This is a genomic window from Nostoc linckia z4 (assembly GCF_002608075.1).
Taxonomy (GTDB): Bacteria; Cyanobacteriota; Cyanobacteriia; order Cyanobacteriales; family Nostocaceae; genus Nostoc; species Nostoc linckia.
This window is the reverse complement of the sequence record NZ_LAHA01000011.1, coordinates 102767-124723: the sequence shown is the minus strand read 5'-3', so window position 1 is coordinate 124723 and position 21957 is coordinate 102767. Positions and strand designations below refer to the sequence as shown.

The 21957-nt window shown below is 41.0% G+C and carries 20 protein-coding genes; 8 read left to right on the top strand and 12 right to left on the bottom strand.

Going from position 1 to position 21957, the window contains the following annotated elements; all coding sequences use genetic code 11:
- Positions 1 to 437 precede the first annotated feature (437 nt).
- Positions 438 to 1001: a Uma2 family endonuclease gene (locus VF06_RS11605; protein ID WP_099071869.1), complete on the bottom strand. Its 564-nt coding sequence runs from the start codon at positions 999 to 1001 to the stop codon at positions 438 to 440.
- Between the two features lie 153 nt (positions 1002 to 1154).
- A complete protein-coding gene (locus VF06_RS11600; RefSeq protein ID WP_099071870.1) occupies positions 1155 to 1811 on the bottom strand; it encodes an NAD(P)H-binding protein in 657 nt (218 codons plus the stop codon).
- Between the two features lie 178 nt (positions 1812 to 1989).
- On the opposite strand from VF06_RS11600, the gene VF06_RS11595 reads away from it, so the two are divergent.
- A complete protein-coding gene (locus tag VF06_RS11595) occupies positions 1990 to 2673 on the top strand; it encodes a DUF1997 domain-containing protein (protein ID WP_099071871.1) in 684 nt (227 codons plus the stop codon).
- Positions 2674 to 2801: 128 nt separating this feature from the next.
- On the opposite strand, the gene VF06_RS11590 is transcribed toward VF06_RS11595, so the two are convergent.
- Complete coding sequence (locus tag VF06_RS11590; RefSeq protein WP_099071872.1) at positions 2802 to 3272, bottom strand: DUF4079 domain-containing protein; 471 nt, start codon at positions 3270 to 3272, stop codon at positions 2802 to 2804.
- A 263-nt stretch (positions 3273 to 3535) separates the two neighbouring features.
- On the opposite strand from VF06_RS11590, the gene VF06_RS11585 reads away from it, so the two are divergent.
- Complete coding sequence (locus VF06_RS11585) at positions 3536 to 4819, top strand: ankyrin repeat domain-containing protein (protein ID WP_180267587.1); 1284 nt, start codon at positions 3536 to 3538, stop codon at positions 4817 to 4819.
- Between the two features lie 1000 nt (positions 4820 to 5819).
- Here the strand turns inward: VF06_RS11585 and VF06_RS11580 are convergent.
- A complete protein-coding gene (locus VF06_RS11580) occupies positions 5820 to 7286 on the bottom strand; it encodes a hypothetical protein (protein WP_099071873.1) in 1467 nt (488 codons plus the stop codon).
- Positions 7287 to 7495: 209 nt separating this feature from the next.
- On the opposite strand from VF06_RS11580, the gene VF06_RS11575 reads away from it, so the two are divergent.
- Entirely contained in the window at positions 7496 to 8893 is a 1398-nt protein-coding gene (locus VF06_RS11575; protein WP_099071874.1) for an amidase, read from the top strand.
- Positions 8894 to 9047: 154 nt separating this feature from the next.
- On the opposite strand, the gene VF06_RS11570 is transcribed toward VF06_RS11575, so the two are convergent.
- From VF06_RS11570 to infC, 3 genes are all read right to left on the bottom strand, one after another.
- Positions 9048 to 12044, bottom strand: a complete 2997-nt coding sequence (locus VF06_RS11570; protein WP_244917957.1) for an MFS transporter — start codon at positions 12042 to 12044, stop codon at positions 9048 to 9050.
- Positions 12016 to 12141 carry a hypothetical protein gene (locus VF06_RS42590; RefSeq protein WP_257208123.1) on the bottom strand — a complete coding sequence of 42 codons (126 nt, stop codon included), beginning with the start codon at positions 12139 to 12141 and terminating at the stop codon, positions 12016 to 12018. The genes VF06_RS11570 and VF06_RS42590 overlap by 29 nt, the downstream gene beginning before the upstream one ends.
- 461 nt (positions 12142 to 12602) lie before the next feature.
- Positions 12603 to 13136 carry a translation initiation factor IF-3 gene (infC, locus tag VF06_RS11565; RefSeq protein ID WP_099069477.1) on the bottom strand — a complete coding sequence of 178 codons (534 nt, stop codon included), beginning with the start codon at positions 13134 to 13136 and terminating at the stop codon, positions 12603 to 12605.
- 500 nt (positions 13137 to 13636) lie between these two features.
- On the opposite strand from infC, the gene VF06_RS11560 reads away from it, so the two are divergent.
- Entirely contained in the window at positions 13637 to 15430 is a 1794-nt protein-coding gene (locus VF06_RS11560) for a serine/threonine-protein kinase (protein WP_244917958.1), read from the top strand.
- A 286-nt stretch (positions 15431 to 15716) separates the two neighbouring features.
- Here VF06_RS11560 and VF06_RS11555 read toward each other — a convergent pair whose 3' ends face one another.
- The gene (locus tag VF06_RS11555; RefSeq protein ID WP_045870192.1) at positions 15717 to 16016 is read right to left on the bottom strand and encodes a 30S ribosomal protein PSRP-3; all 300 of its coding nucleotides are present in this window, start codon (positions 16014 to 16016) and stop codon (positions 15717 to 15719) included.
- 247 nt (positions 16017 to 16263) lie between these two features.
- Between VF06_RS11555 and VF06_RS11550 the strand changes: the two genes are divergently transcribed.
- The 4 genes from VF06_RS11550 to map all read left to right on the top strand — a co-directional run bounded on the left by VF06_RS11550 (position 16264) and on the right by map (position 19356).
- Positions 16264 to 16737 carry a DUF29 domain-containing protein gene (locus VF06_RS11550; RefSeq protein ID WP_099069476.1) on the top strand — a complete coding sequence of 158 codons (474 nt, stop codon included), beginning with the start codon at positions 16264 to 16266 and terminating at the stop codon, positions 16735 to 16737.
- Positions 16738 to 16830: 93 nt separating this feature from the next.
- Entirely contained in the window at positions 16831 to 17457 is a 627-nt protein-coding gene (locus VF06_RS11545; RefSeq protein ID WP_099069475.1) for a hypothetical protein, read from the top strand.
- 171 nt (positions 17458 to 17628) lie between these two features.
- The gene (locus VF06_RS11540; protein WP_099069474.1) at positions 17629 to 18435 is read left to right on the top strand and encodes a TIGR01548 family HAD-type hydrolase; all 807 of its coding nucleotides are present in this window, start codon (positions 17629 to 17631) and stop codon (positions 18433 to 18435) included.
- Between the two features lie 93 nt (positions 18436 to 18528).
- Positions 18529 to 19356 (top strand): type I methionyl aminopeptidase, encoded by an 828-nt coding sequence (gene map / locus VF06_RS11535; RefSeq protein ID WP_099069473.1) that lies wholly within the window; start codon positions 18529 to 18531, stop codon positions 19354 to 19356.
- 205 nt (positions 19357 to 19561) lie between these two features.
- Here the strand turns inward: map and VF06_RS11530 are convergent, their stop codons facing one another.
- From VF06_RS11530 to VF06_RS11515, 4 genes are all read right to left on the bottom strand, one after another.
- Entirely contained in the window at positions 19562 to 20032 is a 471-nt protein-coding gene (locus tag VF06_RS11530) for a hypothetical protein (RefSeq protein ID WP_244917959.1), read from the bottom strand.
- 316 nt (positions 20033 to 20348) lie between these two features.
- On the bottom strand, positions 20349 to 20606 hold the full coding sequence (locus tag VF06_RS11525; protein WP_099069472.1) for a hypothetical protein: 258 nt from the start codon (positions 20604 to 20606) through the stop codon (positions 20349 to 20351).
- 63 nt (positions 20607 to 20669) lie between these two features.
- Positions 20670 to 20909, bottom strand: a complete 240-nt coding sequence (locus tag VF06_RS11520) for a hypothetical protein (protein ID WP_099069471.1) — start codon at positions 20907 to 20909, stop codon at positions 20670 to 20672.
- A gap of 363 nt (positions 20910 to 21272) precedes the next feature.
- Positions 21273 to 21851: a hypothetical protein gene (locus tag VF06_RS11515; RefSeq protein ID WP_099069470.1), complete on the bottom strand. Its 579-nt coding sequence runs from the start codon at positions 21849 to 21851 to the stop codon at positions 21273 to 21275.
- Between the last annotated feature and the right edge of the window lie 106 nt (positions 21852 to 21957).

Here is a 21957-nt window from a genome sequence, read left to right as displayed (position 1 = left end):
TCTTTTCAAGATTCTATACATTTCTATACCATACACGGCTATCTTTAAATATCCAAGCATCTATATGGTTGCAAGGTTATACCCATTAGAAAAAAGCCATTGCTGAACAAGGGGATGATTGAGGCTGACACGGGGATACGCGGACACAAAGAGAAGTCCGTACACCGAAAGGGTTGCCGCAGGCATCTGAACTTCTCCTGTGGTCGCCGCTAGGCGTAGCTTGCTTCCCGTTCGCGTAGCGTCTCGTAGAGAAGAGAAGGGTACGGGGGACGCGGGGATTATGGATGAGTGGATTGAATATTTAAAGCGACAAAAGATAGATAAAGACATTTGTTACAGCATCTACCATGCTAGTTTTCTGTAGTTGGGGATTCTTCAGGTAAAGTGCGTTTTTTACGTTTTGAAGGAATGGCAGGGGAATAAAGAAAGAAGTAATTTTATCTGCCAAAGATTTCATCAACAGTAATGCTGACATCAGAGAAACTTGGAATTGATAAAGTTTGACCGCTAGCTAACTTTTGAAGATGATGATATCCTGCGGTTGTTGGTTGTTGATAAACTTCGACAATTTCCTCGTTAATATCTACTAACCAAACTTCAATAATGTTAGCTTCTGCATATAAAGGAATTTTCGCTTCCCGGTCATACAAAATAGTCGAATCAGCCACTTCAATTAATAAAAAAATATCCTTGGGTTGGGGGTGTGCAGTGGCGTAGAAATCATCACGGGGTTTGACTAATGCCACATCTGGCTGAGGTTCTGAGTTATTGTTCAACACAACTGGATTTTGAGCAGCAACTATAGCGCGTTTCCCCAATAGCTGCACCAACAAATTAACTAGTCGATTTACACAAGCAGCGTGTTTTGTCCCAATTGGCGACATTTCAATAATTTCTCCCCGAACCAATTCCACTCGGTCATCTTCTTTGAGAATCCCCGAATCAACCATTTTATGATATTGCTCAACTGTGAATTTCCGTCTTAGCAATTGCACAGACATCGCTACCTCAACTACTACTTATTTAATTATTCTTCAAAAAAAGACTAGAAAATAATATGATGCAATTCTTTTTTTAACCAGAATAATATAAAGAGCGATCGCCTTCACACTAAAGAGCGATCGCTTATCATCAGTCAACAGTCAACTTTCCACCTAACACTGTAGAAATAGCTCTGCAAAACTTTTCGGTGCTGCTTCAGGTTTCGCTACAATCTCCACAACTTTATTGCGTGCAGCTGGTTCCAGCAGCGCCTCGACGCTAACTTGAGCGACTTTTTGTCGAGGAATGCTACCGTCAAACAGCGTATCAGCACCCTGCATCACAATGGAGTCGGTATTATCTTCATTCTTTAATCCGCCAGGACGCACAATGGTATAAGTCAGACCACTTTTTTGAATGTATTCTTCCGCTTGCTTTTTCCACACCAAAATCAGCCAAAACAAGTTCAGTGGATGGAACAACAAAGATGTACACAAAGAAGAAACTAAGACAAAATGCTCGATTCCCTTGGCTTTAGCAGCATCCACTAAATTTTTCGTACCTTCAAAATCCACTTTATAGGGGCCAGTGGGGTCAAAGCTAGGTTTTGCCCCAGTCGCAACCAACACAACTGTGCTATCTCCCAGCGCAGCAGTCAGAGTTTCTGGTTGTAAGACATCGCCTACCACCAATTCAGCTTCCGGAGATACAATACCCTTTGCTTTTTCTATATCCCTCACTAAAGCCCGCACGGGAATATTCCGCGCTACCAATTCTTGCACGATGCGGCGACCTGTTTCACCCGTTGCCCCTGCTACAAATGCTTTCATGAGAAATGCTATCCTGGGAAACTATTGTGTGCTTGTTCAGTTCTTTATTTTAGTGATTCTATGGAGCTGATGGCAGATTCTTGAGGTTTCTGTCAAAATAGGATACTTGTGCGAAACGACGCAAATCAACAGGGAATTATTAATATAGACAAACGCCCAAGTATACAGTCACGTATTTATGCTTTTAAGAGACGGCGAATATCAATCCTTGGAAATAACAGAAGCACTTTTACCAGTTGCATCCAGCCAAGAAGAAGCAAACCAGACATTAACACAAGGAAATTTAGAAACGTTCACAAAATTTCATGGTCGTTATCAAGACTGTATGGAAATGTTTGCTCCAGCAGTCAAGGTTGCTGAGTACCTGAATTCTCACAGTTCGTGGTTTTCGCGCTGTGCTGAACCCATGAAGGTGCAACCGTTGGGGGAAAATGGCTATGCTCTGGTAATTGGTCGTTTTGGTTCTTTTGGTTATGAAGTAGAACCAAAAATTGGTTTAGAACTATTACCTCCAGACGAGGGTATTTACCGCATCCGTACAATTCCGATTCCTGACTACCAACCGCCTGGTTATGACGTAGATTACCGCGCATCTCTTAGATTAACAGAAAACGTGGTCAGTGATATTTGTACTGATATTGCTAACGTGACCAAAGTTGAATGGGAGTTGGATTTGGTAGTTTACATACACTTTCCGAGATTTATTCAGCGATTACCCAAATCTTTAATTCAATCTACAGGCGATCGCTTACTCAATCAAATTGTTCGCCAAGTCTCCCGCCGCTTAACTCGCAAAGTCCAAGAAGATTTTCACCGATCTTTGCAAATACCCTTTCCTAATAATTCCAAGAAAAAGCGGTGAGTCAACTGATTTTAGATTTTAGATTTGTTTCACCCCTCGTGCGTGAAACAAATCCAAACAATTTGTTAACAGTTGTTCGTTTTTTGTCATTGGTTTATAACAAATGACAAATCACGAATCACAAATGATTATGCTTTAGTAAGAATTCTTTGGATAATTTGTACTCCAGTTACAGCCTGCCAAGCAAAAAGTCCTAAAAGCGTGAAATTCAACAAAATGTGAGTTGCACGCGCCCAATTTGCTCCTTTTTGCATGTAGGGAGACAAAGCCGCTGAAAATGCAATCAGACCAGTCATCCCCAACCCTGCTAGCAGGTGAGGCCCTACAAATAACTTGCCATTATTGATGTAAGTGACAGCCATCCCTCCAATTGCACCTGTCACCATCAAAGCTAGGAGTATAGACCCGATTTGATAATGTCTAACGTTATATCTACCTTTAATTAGTTCTTTCTTTTCTTCGCCTTGAGCATTTCTGGTACGCTGTACTTGTAAGCCCAAGTAGGCAGCATAAATTGAGACTGCTAATAGCGCCCACATAATTAGCGGATGAAAGAAGTTCAGCCAATATTTAACCGACGGAGAAAGTTGCAGACTCATCGTGCCCTCGCCCAAGTATTAAATCTTCATAAAAATTAGCATAACTCTATTTTCTGTACATTGAGCATTGGGTATGGGGAAAGGGAAAGGGGTAAGGGGGTAAGGGGAAAGATTAAATTTATTCCTTTTCCCTTTTCCCTTTTCCCTTTAACCTTTTCCCCTGCCTACCAGCTTCCTCATCCCCCCTTGCCAAAGTGGATAAAGAATCTCAGACTAAATTTTGAGGCCAGACGAATCAAACTTCCCTGTGTGGGATTTCATCGATGATTGAAAACAACGATACTTTGCTGCTAAAGGCTGCTAAAAGTGGTGATATTAAGGGGCTGCGTGGACTGCTGGCTGCTGGTGCTTTGGTAGATGGGTGCGATCGCCAAGGCACTACGGCGTTAATGTTTGCTGCTAATTTGGGCTACACGGAAATTGTGCGATCGCTCCTGGATGCTGGGGCAAATATCAACCTCAAAAGAAAACTTTATGGTTTGACGGCTTTGATGTTGGCAGCTAGCGCCAAACAACTTGACATTGTGCAACTTTTAATATCCAGAGGTGCGGATGTGAACGCCACCAATGAAGATGGCAGCACAGCTTTAATGGCAGCAGTAGTTAAAGGTTATGTGGATGTAGTACGAGTTTTGTTGGCTGCTGGTGCAGGAGTAGATATCACCGATAAAGATGATGATACGGCTTTGAAGTTGGCAGTTAAGCACGGACGCGTAGAAGTTATAAAAGCGATTCTGGAAACTGGTATAGATGTTAATGTCCCAGATGAAGAGGGTGAGACACCCTTGATGTTAGCGGCAGATTTGGGACATTTAGAGGTTGTCCAAGCACTGTTGGCGGCGGGGGCTGATGTCAAGGCAAAAAACGCTGCTGGTGGAAGTGCATTATCGGCGGCGGCGGCTGCGGGACATAGTGCGATCGTATCCGCTTTACTAGATGGAGATGCCGAAATTAATCTCCAAGATGGAGATGGTGAAACAGCTTTACACCTGGCTGCTGTGGAAGGCTACGTTGATGTGGTGGAAGTGTTGCTTAACAAAGGTGCAGATGTCCAAATTAGAAACCACCTTGGTGACACACCATTGCTAGTGGCAGCATTACAAGGACACAGCGATATTGTGGAAGCTTTGTTACGTTCTGGGGCAGATATTTCTGGAAAAAACCTCGGTGAATTACCTTTGACGTTGGCTGCATTACAAGGACACACCCAAACGGTGAAAGTGTTGCTAGACTATGGTGCTGACGCCAATATTCCAGCAGATGATGGCAAAAGCGCTTTAACTAAAGCAACCGAACGCCAGCATACACAAGTAATAAAAATGCTCTTAACAAAGGGCGCAGATGTAAATTTTCAAGACTCAGCCAAAGCAACAGCATTGATGTGGGCTGCTTCAGCAGGTGATGGAAATATTGTGCAGTTATTAATCCAAGCCGGGGCAGATTTGAATTTGAAAAACCGAGGCGGTTACACTGCTTTGATGATTGCAGAATTTAATGGTTACCAAAATATAGTGCGGAGTTTACAAAAAGCCGGGGCACAGGAATAAGGGCGAGGGGGACAGTAGACTTCTAAGAGAAGTAAGGAAAAGGGGAAGGGAAAGGGGGAAAGGTTTGGTATTTTCCCTTTTCCCACAACAAAGAGTGTAAAAAGCACTTTTGCAAAAGGTCTAGTAGACAAGGGGGACAAGGTAGCTATTTTTCTCCACCCTCTCCCCATACCCTAAATTTTGATACCTTTATTCTCTGTTTATAAAAAATTGTTATAAACGTCTTGACAAAATATGAAATCAAAGTTATTTACTTAAATACCAACAGCGGTTTACAAAAACCAAAAGTTGCAACTTAATATCGCGTTTAGCTAGAGCGCGAGATTTGTTTACTGACGGATAGCGGATTTCATGCGTCTTGTGAAGTCAAACATCAATTCCTAGATTCTTCTGGGATTTAGATGGCAGAAACTAAAAAAAGCAAAAATCCGTCGCAGCTGTTGTGAGCTTGCTGCAACGGATGAAGGAAAAATCAAAACGCCGAGATGGAGCAGGGGAAATGCTTGCGCCACAAGGATAGAAAGCGGGCAAAAATGAAGAAGGGAATTTACCTTGATTACTTTGTAGCTTTTACCTTGTACCTTTTACCCAGTCTCCCCCTCGGCGTTTCCTACTGTGCTAGATGTGCAAAATATATAGTTTTTATTTCACCAGAAAAGTATTCAAAACATCATTTTTAATGTATTCTGTGACACTAGCAAGACAAGTAATTAATTAAAAAAGCTTGATTTATAAGTATTTGGGCAATCGCTACGGAAATCTCAAAGAATATAAATAAAATATTAAATTTAGTATAATCACTGTAATCAATTTCCAATTATCGGTAATTTGATGAGTATCGAAATTTAAACCAAGTTGAAAAAGGGGGTAGGTAATGGGGAGTGGAGGGTAGTACATTTTTATTACTTTTTACCTGTCAAGAGTTCGCCGTTCCCCCAACCCTGTTTGTACGAGTAGTTCAGGAATTAATTAAATCGGATTGCGATATATTAGTTTTGGGTTATTTAGATCTAATAGCAGCATAGTTAGTTTTATAAATAGGCAGCGTTTCTTTAGCTTGTGCAGAAACAGAGCTATTTTCTGGAATAGCTTCTAATAAATTAATAGCTTGTTCCCATTTATCTTTTGCTTGCTGGCGAGTTATTGCTGAATGAGGCGAATTATGAACAAAGAAGGTAGCTTCTATTGCTAACTTTTGTGCTGATTTTAAGTTATTGATTGCTGTTTTTTCAGTTAATACTATTTTACTGATAGCGGCATAGTTAGCTTGATAACGAGTTAATTTATTTTTGGCTTGATTAGCAACTGACGTTTGAGGAGGAATACTATTTAATAGCTTGATTGCTCGATGCCATTTAGTTTCTGCTTGTTGCCATACTTGTAAAGAATGTGGTGGTTTTTGGACTAGAGAAGCAGCTTCTAAACCGAGTTTTTGAGCAGATTTAAAATTAGCGATCGCTCTTTCTTCTGGATTTAAATTTCGACTTTCTAATTGAAGGTTTTGATTTGGCATTTGCCGACTACAAAAACCTAATAATAATATGGTTGAGACTATAAAAAAAGCGGAATTTAATATTTTTGATGTGGTAATTTTTATGGGTTTTTCTAATTCATTATTATGAATTATTTTTTTAGTACTTTGTTGCTCTATTTTTTTTAGAGCTTGTTCTGCTTGTTTTTTTAAAGAGTCACTGTGAATAATTAAACTTGCAGTCTGTTCTTGAAAAATATCACAATCATTCAAAATATTTGTGAGTTCTTGGATTTTTCCATCAGTTGTGATAATTAATTCGTGGTCATCATCCAACCACTCTAAAGTAAATCCAGATTTTCCACAAAAAGCAGAAATTCCTAATAAAATAGTAAGCAAACTATGACTAGTTTTGACAGTATTAAAAATATAATTTAATTTTTGTTCTAACTGTAATAATTCATGTTGATACTTACTGAGTTGTTGCAGTTGAAATTCTAATTTTTTGGGGTTATTAAACATTAAATTGATTTTTAATTTTTCGGCAATTTCTTGAAAATTAACAGGTAAGCTGATATGGTAACTATCAGAATTGAATTGATTTACCAATTGAACATCACTGAGAATATCAGCAGCTAACGCCTGCAAAAAATAACCCCATTCAATCCAGGCATCGATTTTTTTCTCTAAATCAATTAATGAAAGTTTAGTTTCCCTATTACCAAATTTTGCTGCTAATACTGTATTTATTAATCCAACATCAGATACAAATAAACTGGCTGATGTATTAATTCGAGGAAGTGTGGCGATGGCGGAATTATTGATATTGCCAAATTTTAATTCCTGAGTAATTAACTTTTGAATATTCCTGAGTTCTTCCTGAGCATTATTAATTAGGATAATTTGTTGCATGATTTCATGAGAATCGCCGATGGTGAGCTTCAAGCTTTGAATCAATTTTGGCAATTCACTGACCAGTAATTCGAGGTTAGCCATAAATACCCCTTAGGGATTTGTCGAAAATATATGCGAAACAATTAAAATGGCTGGAGTAAGAACATAACCACCTCTATTGCCTCTGAGCATCCTAAATGAATCACAAATTTCAGGAACTATTGAATATATAGTTCCCCAAAATCCTACTAAAGTAACAATTTGAGTTTAAAAATCCCAAAATAAAGACGAAACTACCTATTCACTAAGCTATGAATGAAGTTGATTTAGCATTTACCCCAGCACTAGAGTTAGCCCAATTAATCCGTCGCCGGGAAGTATCACCGCTAGAGTTGGTAGAAATATATTTAGAACGTATTGGACAGTTAAATCCCCAATTAGGAAGTTATTTTACACTCACAGCACAAACGGCCATCGAAGATGCCAAAGCTAAAACAGAATTACTAACAACTACCTCAGAACTACCACCATTTTTTGGTGTGCCGATTTCCATTAAAGACCTGAATGCTGTAGCTGGCGTTACTTGTACCTATGGAAATCCGGCATTAATTAACAATATCGCTAGCTATGATGATGTAGTGGTAACCAAGATTAAACAGGCTGGTTTTATTATTCTCGGTAAAACAGCCACATCCGAATTAGGTTCATTGCCTTACAGCGAACCTACGGGTTTTCCCCCAGCAAGAAATCCGTGGAATTTAGAATACACCCCTGGCGGTTCTAGTGGTGGTGCGGCGGCGGCGGTAGCAGCAGGATTATGTGCCGTAGCCCAAGGTTCTGATGGCGGTGGTTCCATTCGGGGGCCTGCGGCTTGTTGTGGTTTGGTGGGACTAAAACCATCACGGGGTAGGGTGAGTAAGGCACCCGTGGGCGAACGCCTCGCTGGAATTGCCACCAACGGCCCAATAGCGCGGACTGTAGCTGATGCGGCTGCGCTTTTAGATGTGATGTCTGGGTATGTCACAGGGGATCCTTACTGGTTACCAAATCCTGAAACATCTTTTTTCACCGCCAGCCAAACAAAACCCAGTTCTTTGCGAATAGCTTTTGACACTAGCATTATTCCTTTGGGAGAAGCTGACACCAACTGTCAGCAAGGTGTCCGAGAAACAGTGAAGTTATTAGAAGAACTCGGCCATCAAGTGGAACAAAAATCTCCAGATTTTAGCGGTTTAGTTGAACCATTTCAAATCGTTTGGCAAGCTGGGGTAGCAGCGTCAGGACTTCCTGTGGAAGCTTTGCAGCCATTAAATCGCTGGCTATTTGCCCGCACTGGTTCCGTAGCTGAGTATCTACAAGCAGTCGCCCAAATGCAGGTAGTAGCACGGCAAATTGTGGCGTTTTTCGATAGCGTGGATGTGCTGATATTGCCAGTTTATTTGCATTCACCCATCCGTGTTGGGGAATGGGCTAATTTGAGTCCAGAAGAGACATTCCAAAATATTGTTCAATGGGTTGCACCTTGTCCACCTGCCAACGCAACTGGACAACCAGCGATCGCCATTCCTGTAGGATTTGATAGTAAGGGTTTACCCATCAGCGTACAGCTCATTGGCAAACCGGCAGCAGAAGCCACACTCATCAGCCTAGCAGCACAAATCGAAGCAGCTAAACCTTGGATTAGGCATCGTCCATCCTTTGCAATTTAGTCATTGGTCATTAGTGTTTTTAAAGACAAAGCGCAAAGTCGAACCACTACGTTCCTGTCGCCTTGCGTCGCAAAGCAAGTGACGTTGAGCCAAGGCTTCCTTGGCTCAGAACTTTGTAAGACAGGTCTAATATGCAATTTCAATGCGTAACAGTTTAATAACTTTTGAATCGATATTTCTCTAATAATTCCTTTACTTGGGCGGCTACTAGAGGATGTGGATCGTTTTGTAATTGGGGCAGGATTTGGAAGAGGACGCGCTGTGAAACCATATTCAAGTATGCAATGGCGGCTTCTCGAACAAAGCCAGTGGGATGGCGTAAACTAGCTAAAATCTCAGAACTTGTGAGTCGGATACGAGCAACTTGAGCAAAATGAAAACAGCAAGCGAGACACCAGTCTGAGAGCAAATTACCTAACAGTAGCAATCTGTGGAGGCGATCGCTAACAAACATACTTTCATATTCCACAATTTTTGCTTCTACTAAATGTTGTAATTTTTCCGGCTCTGTTCGCCGATCTAAAATATTCAACAATAGCGACTTGGAAGGCAAAGTTACGGTGTGTTCTAGGATTTCTAACCCCCGCGCTAAGTTGACCACTGAAAGCGATCGCAAATTAAACGCTGCTGCTTGCATCTTTTCTGGGGAATAAAGCAGTCTTAGTAAAAGTAACAACCGTTCTCTGACATCTAATTCTAATTCTCTCAGAGAGCGTTGCAATAATTCACAGACAATCAAAATCCTTTCGCTGGATTGATAATCTTCTTGTTTGTCTATATTTTGAAAGTCTATATAAGCACCGTAAATTTCACCTAAAAATCGTAATTCCTGCTCGATTAATTTTTCTACCCGACTTTCATAAAAGCGATCGCCTAAACCTGTAATTCCCGGTTGTTTGTGTATTTTGAGTAAGCTGTGAAGAATATGATCCCTGGTAGTACCCCAACAGGTTTCTAAGTTTTCCCATAAAGCCTCCATTGCTTCTTGAGTACCAATTTGAGCAATGGTACGCCAAGCATACATCCGCACTACTTCTGGTTTGTAAATATCCGTAGCCAACTGCAAGAGCATATTTAGGGCTTCATTTTCCAGCCGCGTTAGGGCTAACATTGCGGTGCTACGGGTTGATTTGTAGTAAAGTGCAGCAATCAGCGCACAATAGTACTCTTCTGAGTGAGTTGCGCCAATCATTTCTAAGACAGCACAACGCACTCGTAAAGATTCGTCTTGTAACAAATTTGGAATGTGAATTCGTAACGCTTGCAAATAAACTGCTTCTCTGAGTGCCCTAACTCCATTTATCCGTTCCCGTTCTTGCTTATGAGTCAACATTCGGCGCATGGTTTTGGTAGCTGCTACCTTTTGTATGGGAGTTCCTTGGCGTAAAACTAAAGCAGCGGCGGTGGCGCGGATCAGTGAGTTATGTCGGGGATTGAGGTATTCTTCCAGGAGGCTTAAATTGGGATTTGGGTCAGCTAGCCAAATGTAGCGCAGCGCCAGGGCAAAAACTTCGGGGTTAGTTTCTTGGGATTGTTCCAACAAAGGACGGATAGCAGGTACATAGACTGGATTTGCACCCCCCATCAGCATCACTTCCAAACTTTGGCACTGCAAATCCGGGGTTAACTTCACTAATAAAGGTGCTAAAACTTCCGCAGCACCTTGGGAATCAATTTGAGCTAAAAGTTCAATGCAAGAGTGTTTATCTGCCTCATTGCCTTTTTCAGCCAATGCTTTGACTACGCCTTGTTTAAAGAATTTGAGACCGACATTGGTTGCACTTAGTTGACCTCGTGCCACACTTAAAACTAACAAATCAACGTAACGCGATCGCAATTGACAAACTACTTTTAAACAGGTGCCGGCTATCAGCATTGTTTCTGCTACTAACACCCATTTTTGTAGCGGCTCAGGTACAAAATGCTTAGAAATTAATAAGGTGACAAAAATTACCAATCCTGTCAACCCTGTGGCGATGGCTTCCGCAGTTCCCCCAGATAAAGTTTGCATCTGGCTGCGAATTGCTTCTGGAATTGGTTGATAGAGTATGGGGCCGCTACTCATCACAAAGGTGTAGCGTAGAAGTTCATCGCAGAATTTGACAATTACTAAACCCCAGAAAAAACTCTGCGATTGCATTCCTGGGATTAAATGCAAAAATACCAACACTCCTGGAAGTAAAAAGCCTATAGCGATTGGTAAAAGCGTGGCAGTAAAAAATACTCCCATTCGTTCAATCAGTCGGCTAGAAATAAACCACTGGATTAACAACTCACACAAGCCCAACATCCCACCAAACAGACCCAAGAAGCTAGCCAGTTCCTGGTCGTTTAAACTTGATTGGAGTTCGCGCAAATACTGAAAATCCACTAACAACCCAATCACCTGCAACAAACCCACAAAAGCAAATAAATGCCAAACATACCGTTTCAAAGGACTTTTGAGGAAACGCTGTCGTGAAACTTGTTCCCCAGGAATTGTGATTTGTGGAGTTTCCGGAAACGCTGCTCGATACTGATGAGTTAAATAAAATAAAATCGCCGATCCCAATAAAATCACCGCACAGGCGATGAGGATCACCTTATTCAGTCTGGCGTACTGCACTAACCAAGGCAAACTAAAACCACTAATGACATCTGCTACCAAAAGACCGCTACTCACCAGTGGATAAGTGCGCTTAATTTCTCGAATGTTAAATATTTGGTTGGCAACAATGGACGTGTTGAGGTCATTGAGTACATAAAGTGCGTCTACCCACAACCGCAACAGAAACACCAAAATCACCGCCAGGTAGGAAACATTAGTTCCCCAACGTAATAAAACCAATAAAACTAATGGCGTCACCATACAAGGTGCAATGGCCACAATTACCTGACGTAAAGGAAAAACCTTTTGCAACCAAGAATATAAAAAAACCAGTCCCGTACTCACAACAGCACTAGCAACATACATCCAAGGTAGTAGATTAGTCTCATATTCGCCCAAAAACAGTGCTACTGTACTATCCTCTGCCCACCGCAATCCTACAGATACAACAGTGTAAAATACGAACATTAATTGAGTGCGTTCGCTCTCCTCTGGCCGGAGATTCACCCACTGTAGCAATCGTGGTAAAGCAACTTTATTTACAGCCAACCAGTGATTTTTCATTTTGGGGCATTGGGCATGGGGCATGGGGCATTGGGGAATGAGCAAGGGGATGGGGCATTAGAAGTATGGAGACATGGGGTGGTGGGCGTGGTTTCACCCCATTTCACTCATCCCCCATCTTCCTGACTTCCTTATCCCTTGGAGCAACTGAGTATTATCTTTCCCACTTAGTCTTCAGGACTATCCATTTGAGATAAATTTATTACTGAAAATTGGGATTTCATAGGCAAAAAATTACCAATGCCTAATGCCTAATGCAATACTTGTCGGTTAACGGGAAAAGGGGAAGGGGAAAGGGGAAAGAAAAAACCTTTACCCTTTACCCTTTAACCCCTTCGGGGTTCGCCAGTCGCTCATGGGGGAAACCCCCAAGACCGCGCTGGCTCACCTTTTCCCAAAACCAAATTCCGAGTTGAAAATGCACAAAGCGAACCAATGCCCAATGCCCAATGCCCAATGCCCAATGCCCAATGCCCAATGCCCAATGCCCAAAATGAAAAAATCCCCTGGCTTCTAACCAAGGGATTTTGTTCGCTTATTTATTAAAAAATTAGAAGATTATTTTTTGGGTGAGAGAAGCATCATCATGTTTCGCCCTTCTTTTTTGGGCGCTTGCTGGACTTCACCAAACGGCTCTAAGTCCGTTGCCATGCGTTTGAGTAAATCTTCAGCGAGGTCACTGTGTTGAATTTCTCGACCCCGAAACATCACAGTCGCTTTGACTTTATCACCATCTTTTAAAAAGCGCTCTGCTTGCTTGACACGGACGTTGTAGTCGTGTTCTTCTATTTTGTAGCGCATTTTAACTTCTTTGACATCAGCCGTGTGCTGTTTTTTACGGGCTTCCCGCGCCTTTTTCTCCTGTTCAAACTTGTATTTCCCGTAGTCCATAATCCGACAAACTGGCGGGTCAGCTTTGTCACTTAGTAGCACTAAATCTAGTTCTTTTTCCTCTGCTAGTTGTAGTGCTTCTTGGGGGGGCATAATCCCCAATTGACCGCCATCAGTGTCAATGACCCGAATTTTCGGGAAGCGAATTCTTTCGTTAATTTGGGGCAGATCGCGAGTTCTTTTTTTCTCAATCACAGGCATTATGATTTGTGGGAGCTCTGAATGAAGGATTTGGTGTGGTTTTGACTGGTATGCCTCTGAGGCAAAACACTGAAATAAGTCAGGACTGAAAACATAAGTCTACAGTTCTAGGGTAACTAATTCATGAAATAGTTGCGTCGCTGTATTTGTCATTCTACTCAATTGTGAGAGAATTTCTTTGGAATAGTTAATCTCAATGACACATCTTTGCAAATTGTTAAGTATTGTCAATTTTTTTTGTCAACACTGTAAAACTTCAGATTACACAGATAATCTCCACAATAGCAAGATACAGATACAAAGCATCTATCAAATACTAATGTAACACATTATCATACATAAAGTATTGTTAATAACATTATTTATTAAAAATATTGTTAAATTTACTTAGATAAATGAAGTAAGCTAATAGGCGCTAAAAAAGTATAACCACTTGTGGTGGTTGTTGACTGTTAACTGTTGAAAGTCAACAGTTAAAAGTATGGAGATGTTTTTCTTAGGTGGGTAAGATTGCCCACACCTTAACTGGTGGGAAAATTTTGTTTTTAGAAGGACGTTATCGTTTAATTCACCGAATTGGTAAAGGGGGATTCTGCAAAACCTTCCTGGCTGTGGATGAAGGTCAGTTTCCGCCAACTCCCTGCGTGGTTCAAGAATTATCGCTAGAGTGGGAAACATCTACAGGTTTTGAGCAAAAAGCGCGTCAACTTGAAGAATTAGGAAAGCATCCCCAGATTCCGGCTTTATTAGCTTATTTTCAGCACAAACAGCACTTTTATTTAGTACAAGAGTTGATTTTAGGTAAAAATTTAGCTCAGGTGGTTGAAGAGGAAGGGGCTTTAAATGAAACTCAGATTTGGGAAATTTTAGAAGAACTATTACCAGTTTTGCAGTTTATTAGCGATCGCCACATCATCCACCGCAATATTAAACCCGAAAATATTATCCGTAGAACCCCCTCTGACTCTAAAGATAAAGCAAATCTGGTGATAGTTGATTTTAGCGCTGCCAAAATTGTTACAAAAATTGATTGCTTTACCACTGAAAATAATATTGGTAGTCCAGAATATGCTGCGCCAGAACAAATAAAAGGAAAAGCTGTTTTTGCTAGCGATCTTTATAGTCTCGGTGTCACTTGCATTTATCTACTTACCCAAATTTCTCCCTTTGATTTATTCGATGTTGCCAATGATTGTTGGGTTTGGCGAGATTATTTGACTACTAAAAGTGATATTTGGCAACAAGACGAAAAAAATTTACGTTTAGCAAAAATCCTAGATAAATTACTACAAAATCTTGTGAGTCAGCGGTTTCAATCACCTGGGGAAGTCATGCAAGCAATGGGTATGGAATGTAAACCCCAAGATTTGAAATTACCAAAGCCCCAGTGGTTCTACTCATCTACTTTAATTGAAAATTCCACTGTTTTGAGTAGTGTGAATGCTCTGGCATTCAGTCCTGAAGGTAAAATTTTAGCCAGTACTTCTGATGATAAAAACATTAAATTATGGGATTTAAAGACTAAAAAAGTTTTAGCGAGCTTATCAGGACATTTGCAACCAGTAAAGTCTATTGCTTTCAGTCCTAATGGCAAAATCTTGGCAAGTGCTAGCGACGATAAAACTATCAAATTGTGGGATATCAACACATTAAAAGAAATCTGTACTTTATTGGGACACTCCCACATTGTAAAATCAGTTGCTTTCAGTCCAGACGGCGAGATTCTTGCTAGTGGTAGCTGGGATAAAACAGTCAAACTCTGGAATGTAAGTACTGGAGGCGAAATTTGTACCTTTACTGGACATCAATTACAGGTGAATTCAGTGGCCTTCAGTCCCCAAGGAAAAATGATAGCCAGCGCTAGTTATGACAGAACAATTCGCCTGTGGCAGATAAATGACCCAAAAGAATTTCAAAACTGCCCGTGCATCCTTTCGGGTCATGCATGGGCAGTTTTGACAGTCGCTTTTAGTCCCGATGGCAAAATTCTGGCCACGGGTAGCGATGATAAAACTATTAAATTGTGGGAAGTGGACACTGGTCAGCTAGTTACCACACTTTCAGGCCATTCCTGGTCTGTAATCAGTGTAGCTTTCACTGCCGATGCCAAAACCCTAGTTAGCGCAAGTTGGGACAAAACAGTTAAACTTTGGACAGTGAGTACAGCCCAAGAGATTGGGACTCTTTGTGGTCATACAGACTCAATATCTGCCATTGCTGTGAACCAAGTAACACAACTAATTGCAAGTGGCAGCAAAGACAAGACTATTCAACTCTGGCAGCTTGTAGAATAGCGAGGGTTAACAAGAAAGAATTCAGGAGTCAGAAGTCACAATTCAGAATCAATCATATATGACTGGTGGATGAATAACTTCTTTTTAGTACCCTACAAAACAAGAAAAATTGGCCATCTACAATCAGCGCTTGCTCTAGCAGCATCAGTTTCCGGTGTCGATGCTTGAAGGGCGGCTTACTGTAGGCATCTAAACTTTGTTCTTAGTGGCAAGTTTAAATCCCCAGTATATTGATTCTGATTCGGTGAATTCTGGATTCTGAATTATTCTTGTTAATTTTGGAATATCAAGCGCTACCGGTGAAGGCAACTTCGGGAAATTTCAACTGAGCTTCTGCCATTGGGCGATTTCTGCCTTCTTCTTGCCAGTAGTTAATCACTTCAGTTGCTTTGTTGAGCAACTCAACGCGATCGAGGTCACTAATCCAGTGTTTGGATTCGAGTTCCTTCTTTAACTCTTCCCAAGCATCATTTCTTGGCCAGAAAAAGTATTTGGTCAAAGGACTTGTGCCTTTACCGACAACTTGATCGACTGCTAGAGCGACGTTTTCGTCTAACCACAGAATTTTCAAAATAAACTTGGTCAATCACACCTCCCTTGATTTCCGGGCATTACTTAACTAGGATAGCGATCGCTTATTCTAACGCAATACCCCATCAATGACCAAATAGTAATGGGGAACGGGCATCGGGCATGGGGAGATGGGGGAGATGGGGGAGATGAGGGAGATGAGGGAGATGAGGGGGACGCAAAGAAAAACTAATGACAAATGACAAATCAATGAATGAAAATGGGCTAGCATCAAGTGTAGTCGGCGCTAAATACAGATGCTTATGACTGCTCAACTGCCCCATTCTCCAATCACATCTGGTTCAGATTTGTATGAACAAGATTTTTACTTGTGGATTCAAACCACGGCAGAACTGCTCAAGCAAAAGAATTTCACACAACTGGATTTAGAGAATTTAATTGAAGAAATTCAAACAATGGGTAGGAGTGAAAAGAAAGCACTCAGAAGCAATTTGGAAGTGGTGCTAATGCATCTATTAAAGTATAAGTATCAAAGCGAGAAACGTTCTGGTAGTTGGCGAGCAACAATTCGGGAGCATCGTAAACGCCTTAAAGAAGCTCTAGAAGAAAGTCCTAGTTTGAAACCCTATTTTGATGAAGTTTTGCGGCAGTGTTATGACCATGCTAGACTGTTGGCTGCTGATGAAACTGAATTAGCTGTAGCTATTTTTCCTGAACAATCTCCCTTTACACCAGAGCAAGTTCTCGACCCCGATTTTTTACCTGAGTCGAGATAATTCGTCAGATTTAGACCCATTAGCATAATTATCGAAGGGTGCGATTAAGATCGGGATGCAGTCTGAAGCATTAATAACGAGGTAAGCTTGCTTATGGGTGTTTCTGTAATTTATAGCGCAATTCCTCCCAGCAGTACGCTGTACGCACGCCTTCAACATGAAAAGGCACTCACCATCCTTGTAGTTTCTCTTTTTTCCTATGGTTGCGGTATTTACCGCTTTTTTGAGATTGAGCCTGAAGAGATTAATGAAATCCTTGAAGATGCGATCGAAACACACCAACAGACTTTTGGATCTGAGCTAGAAGCACATCAAGTAATCGCCCAATTGCAGTCTGAGTTAAGGCGTACTTGTCAAGCTTATCCAGGAATTGAAGATAGAACAGCATTACTAGAAAAATCATCTGCTGAAATCCAGGAACGTTTGTCGCAGGAGCTATCGAGAAGACAGATTAGTAATGCTAATGAGATTGTTCAAAAACTCATCTTCGGAGATCGAACTCTTGCTCCTACTCTGTTACCACCGGAGGAGTCATTGGGACTTATATCGCGTGAGCTAGTCAGTCAAGGAGCCAGCATCCTTGGACAGATCGATCCTGAAGCACTGTTTGTAAGAGATCAAAGTTGGGAAGGATGGTGTCTTAACGGCTTAGAGCATTGGAAGAATTTGTATCTTTCAGCAGCCGAAAACAATGAGGAGATATTGGTTGGAGTTGCTTGAGGCAACAGCGAGCTAACAAGTCAATCCAGCGAATTGAACCAGCATGTTGTTGTCCTAATTGCTGACATTGCCATTGGTAGGTTTCCGGAAGAATTACCTCGACCCCAATTTTTTACCTGAGTAGTAATCGGAAGCTCTACTATGATATAAAACTGTTTTGCTTCCTACCCCATGACTCAAGAAATTTCCACGAAAGCAGCCGTTGTTTTCGATATTGATGGTGTTGTGCGTGATGTGAGTAATTCCTATCGCCGAGCGATCGCAGATACCGTAGAATACTTCACAAAGGCTGCATATCGTCCCACACCCTTAGATATTGACCAGCTAAAATCAGAAGGTGTATGGAATAACGACTGGGAAGCATCCCAAGAATTAATTTACCGCTACTTTAGCGTTCAAGGGCAGAGCCGTGAAGAATTGCAACTAGATTACAATGCCATAGTGGCTTTTTTCCAATCGCGTTATCGAGGCCCAGACCCCAACAATTTGACGGGTTATATCTGTGATGAACCGTTATTATTACAACCGAGCTACTTAGACCAACTTACACAAGCCGGGATTGCTTGGGGATTTTTCAGTGGCGCTACTCGTGTTTCGGCTAACTATGTCCTAGAAAAACGTTTGGGTTTGCAATCTCCAGTGTTGATTGCGATGGAGGATGCACCGGGTAAACCCGACCCCAGTGGACTTTTTGCTACAGTTAGTCAAATAGAAAATGGCATTGAGCAAAAATCAGCGATCGTGTATGTGGGGGATACCGTAGCAGATATGTATACTGTGGAGAAAGCACGGAGTTTAGATTCTGCTCGCACTTGGATTGGTGTAGGAGTTCTACCACCCCACGTCCAAGAAACAGCGACACGGAGTGAGGCATACAGTGAAACACTCCTAAGAGCCGGAGCTGCGATGGTTTTGTCTAATGTGCAACAATTAACGCCAATCCAGATTCAGAAATTAATTAGCAGAGTGTGTGCTTAAAAATAAGCTAATTTAGATATAGATATTATTTCTCAATTAATCTAGAAAAGCATTGACACCCAAGCTGTAAAGCGCCAGTAATTATTATCTCTCATGAACATTTTCAGTAACTTACTTTCTCAACCAACTCAGCCTGCACCTGCAAAAAAACAACGTCGAGGAATTGAAATTAAATCCCCGCGTGAAATTGAAATCATGCGGCAATCGGCGACAATTGTAGCAACTGTGCTAAAAGAAATTTCTGAGTTAGTAAAACCAGGAATGACCACAGCTGACTTGGATGCTTATGCGGAAAAACGCATCCGCGAAATGGGTGCAACACCAAGTTTCAAAGGATATCACGGATTTCCAGGTTCTATTTGCTCCAGTATTAATAATGAAGTAGTACATGGTATTCCTAGTGCCAAGAAAGTAATCCGTCCTGGGGATGTCTTAAAAGTAGATACAGGCGCTTATTATCAAGGCTTTCATGGTGATTCTTGCATTACGATCGCTGTTGGAGAGGTCACTCCATTAGCAGCTAAGTTAATTCGCGTTGCAGAAGAAGCTTTATTTAAGGGCATTGAACAAGTTAAGGCTGGTGTGTACTTGCTTGATTTAGCTGGCCCCATTGAAGACCATGTCAAAGCTAACGGCTTTAGTATCGTGGAAGAATTTACCGGACACGGTGTCGGTCGTAACTTGCATGAAGAACCTTCTGTGTTTAACTTCCGTACCCGCGAATTGCCAAATGTGAAACTTCGTGCGGGGATGACGCTGGCAATTGAGCCAATTGTAAATGCGGGTTCTAGACATACACGGACATTATCTGACCGTTGGACGGCTGTAACTGTGGATAATGCTTTGTCTGCTCAGTTCGAGCATACTGTCTTGGTAACGGAAACTGGTTATGAGATTTTAACTGACCGTTCTAAAGTTTAATTATTAGTTCAACTTAAATGTGATTGAGAGAGGCGAAACGTCAAAAGCAGCCGATTTGCCTCTTCATTTTTTTATGCAAAGCTTTGTGGAGATTTTATAGCAGGCAATGGGCAATAGACAACAGGAAAGAAAGTCTCTTGTTGTCAGGCTTTTACCATCAGTTTATGTCCTAACTTAGCTGCAAAAAACTACAAAGCGATCGCCACTACTGTCCCGATGTCCAAGATTTGAGTTTGGTTAGTAGGGGTTTAGAAGGTGTGGACAAATTCAGCCGATATTGGAATATTGGCACATAGGAACCATTCCCCTCGCGGACGGTGACAAGAAAGGCTGTTTGATTGCGTGGGTCTTTGGTAATTTTATCAATGTAGCCAGATTGGATTTTTTCTATGTTTAAAGGTTTTGCTTGTTTGAATCCTGGTTGTGAAATACAAATAATAGTGCTTCCATCTTGATACCTACCTGAGTAAAACCAATAAGTTTGTCCTTTGGTTTTAAATTCAGATTTATAGAAAATAGTAAACCTGTCAGATTCATCTAATTGCTGATTTTGTTTGCAGTTATCGTTAATGTAAATTTCTTGGGCAGTAATTGGAGTGTTAAAAAATAAACTCAGTATGGAACCAATCGCTAAGCCTGTTATCAGCGTTTTCTGAGCAATGCGGTTAAAAATCATACTTTCTCACTGTTGACTCGATTATTCGATGATAAGGGAAAAATAGTTGACAGTTGACTGTAAATCGTCAACTGTCAACTGTCAACAGTCTTCTATGAAATATTTTTACTTTATAAATAGCCTTTTAAGCTTTATCTGTTGATGTGATACCAATTTGAAAAAAGAATGCTACAGATGGATTTCCAGAATAGAGATGCACAAAGCAATTCCTAATCCAAAAGTTTATAACACTTGTGATTTTGAATAAGTTATTGACAGCGAAACTGATGCGGCAACAATTGAGAAATTAACCAAAATTTACAATCTCAAAATTTGCTTATGAGTGAACTTTTCCTTTAATAAAACGGTGAAGCAGGCGGCAAGGCCAGAAAAAAGCTGCACAGATACTTACTGAAGTAATAACAGCGACAATTCGCCAATTTAAATTAGGCGAATTCTCAGACTCCAAGGACTGAGTTTGTGTGCTTTTAACTAGTTCTGGCGCAGAATCAGAGAGCTGACTGGCTGTACTCACCCCTTCAATTGCCGCTCCAATGAGATAAGCTACCAGGGCAATTATTAGCCAGTGATTCATTCTGTTGGACTATTTGAACTGTGAGCGTATGCTTGGGGGTAAACAATCATTTGGTTTCTTGTCCTAATGATTGCCGCCTTGTTCTAACGATAATCGACCTTCAGCCGTATCGCGAATTAGAGGCAGTTTAGATTTTATGTAAGTATTGAGTGTGCTATCTACTTGAGCATCAAGCCCTTGCTTAGCTTGTAACTGCTGGAGGATTAGTTGTACTAATGCCGCATCATCAAACTGGAGCAGCGTGTTGACCTGGGTAGACTCGATTACAGCCCAGAGCTGTTGCATCATTTTGGGAGCGATCATGAGCTTGTAACTTTTAATATTTTCTTTATATTTGCACGAATTTATAATTTATGGTTGGTTTTTTTCTGAATATTTGTAACGATTTAGGTTAAGAGTTGATAGTTGACAGTTGACGGTTGATTGGGGCAATAATACCAATTTTGGATTTTAGATTTGGGATTTTAGATTAAAAGCCTTTGTTACAAAAACTTCAAACAATACTTCCTATGCCAATTTGATATAATACCAATTCCAAATTACAGGGTAAGGGGTAAAGGGGAAAGGGCAAATAAAAACCCTTTTCCCGGTTGGTGAGCTTGTCGAACCATTAACCTTTTCCCTTTCCCCCTATGAGCAAAAGTAACTTTTGCTCATAGGTCTACTCTATTGTTGTGGTTCTACTGCACAAGAGGGTTGTCGAGCAGAAGGCGGATCGGGATAAATAGCTAGAGTGTGATAGTCTGGAGCATTTTCGACATACAATACTCGAAAAGTATACAGTTTGTTTCTACCTTGGCTTTCAGTAACAACTGTTAAAAGTGTATTGCTAGTTTTCGGAAGTCCGGGAATATTTAATCTGGGAATTCGCCTAAGTTGAATTACGTTGGCTGCTGAGTTTTTACAATCTCCGGTAGTGGTGTTTGGTTTTTGACCAAACTGCATACACACTGGGCCATCAAAATCTATAGTTACTTGCGATGGATCGTTTAACCACACTTTTTTAATGACTTCCCCAGCGGGAATAAAACTTAAGTTTGTTCCTTGTTGATAAGAAACATGGAGGGTGGGTAACAATCCTCCTAAACCCTGTCCTTGACAGGAAAATATGGAGCGGAGAACGGCATTATTAGCTACGGCACGACCTACCAATAACAGCATAGTAACCGAGAAAATTAAGGAAGCTATTGGTAGGAAATAGGAATTCTTGAGGATATTTCCTGGTAACTTAGTATTATTTTTCATGGTTGCACAAGGGGATATTGGTAGACACAACAGGGAACTAAAAAGCTTATCCCAACCGTATTGGAAGATAGGGAAGAAAAATAATTACTAAATTATTACCTAATTC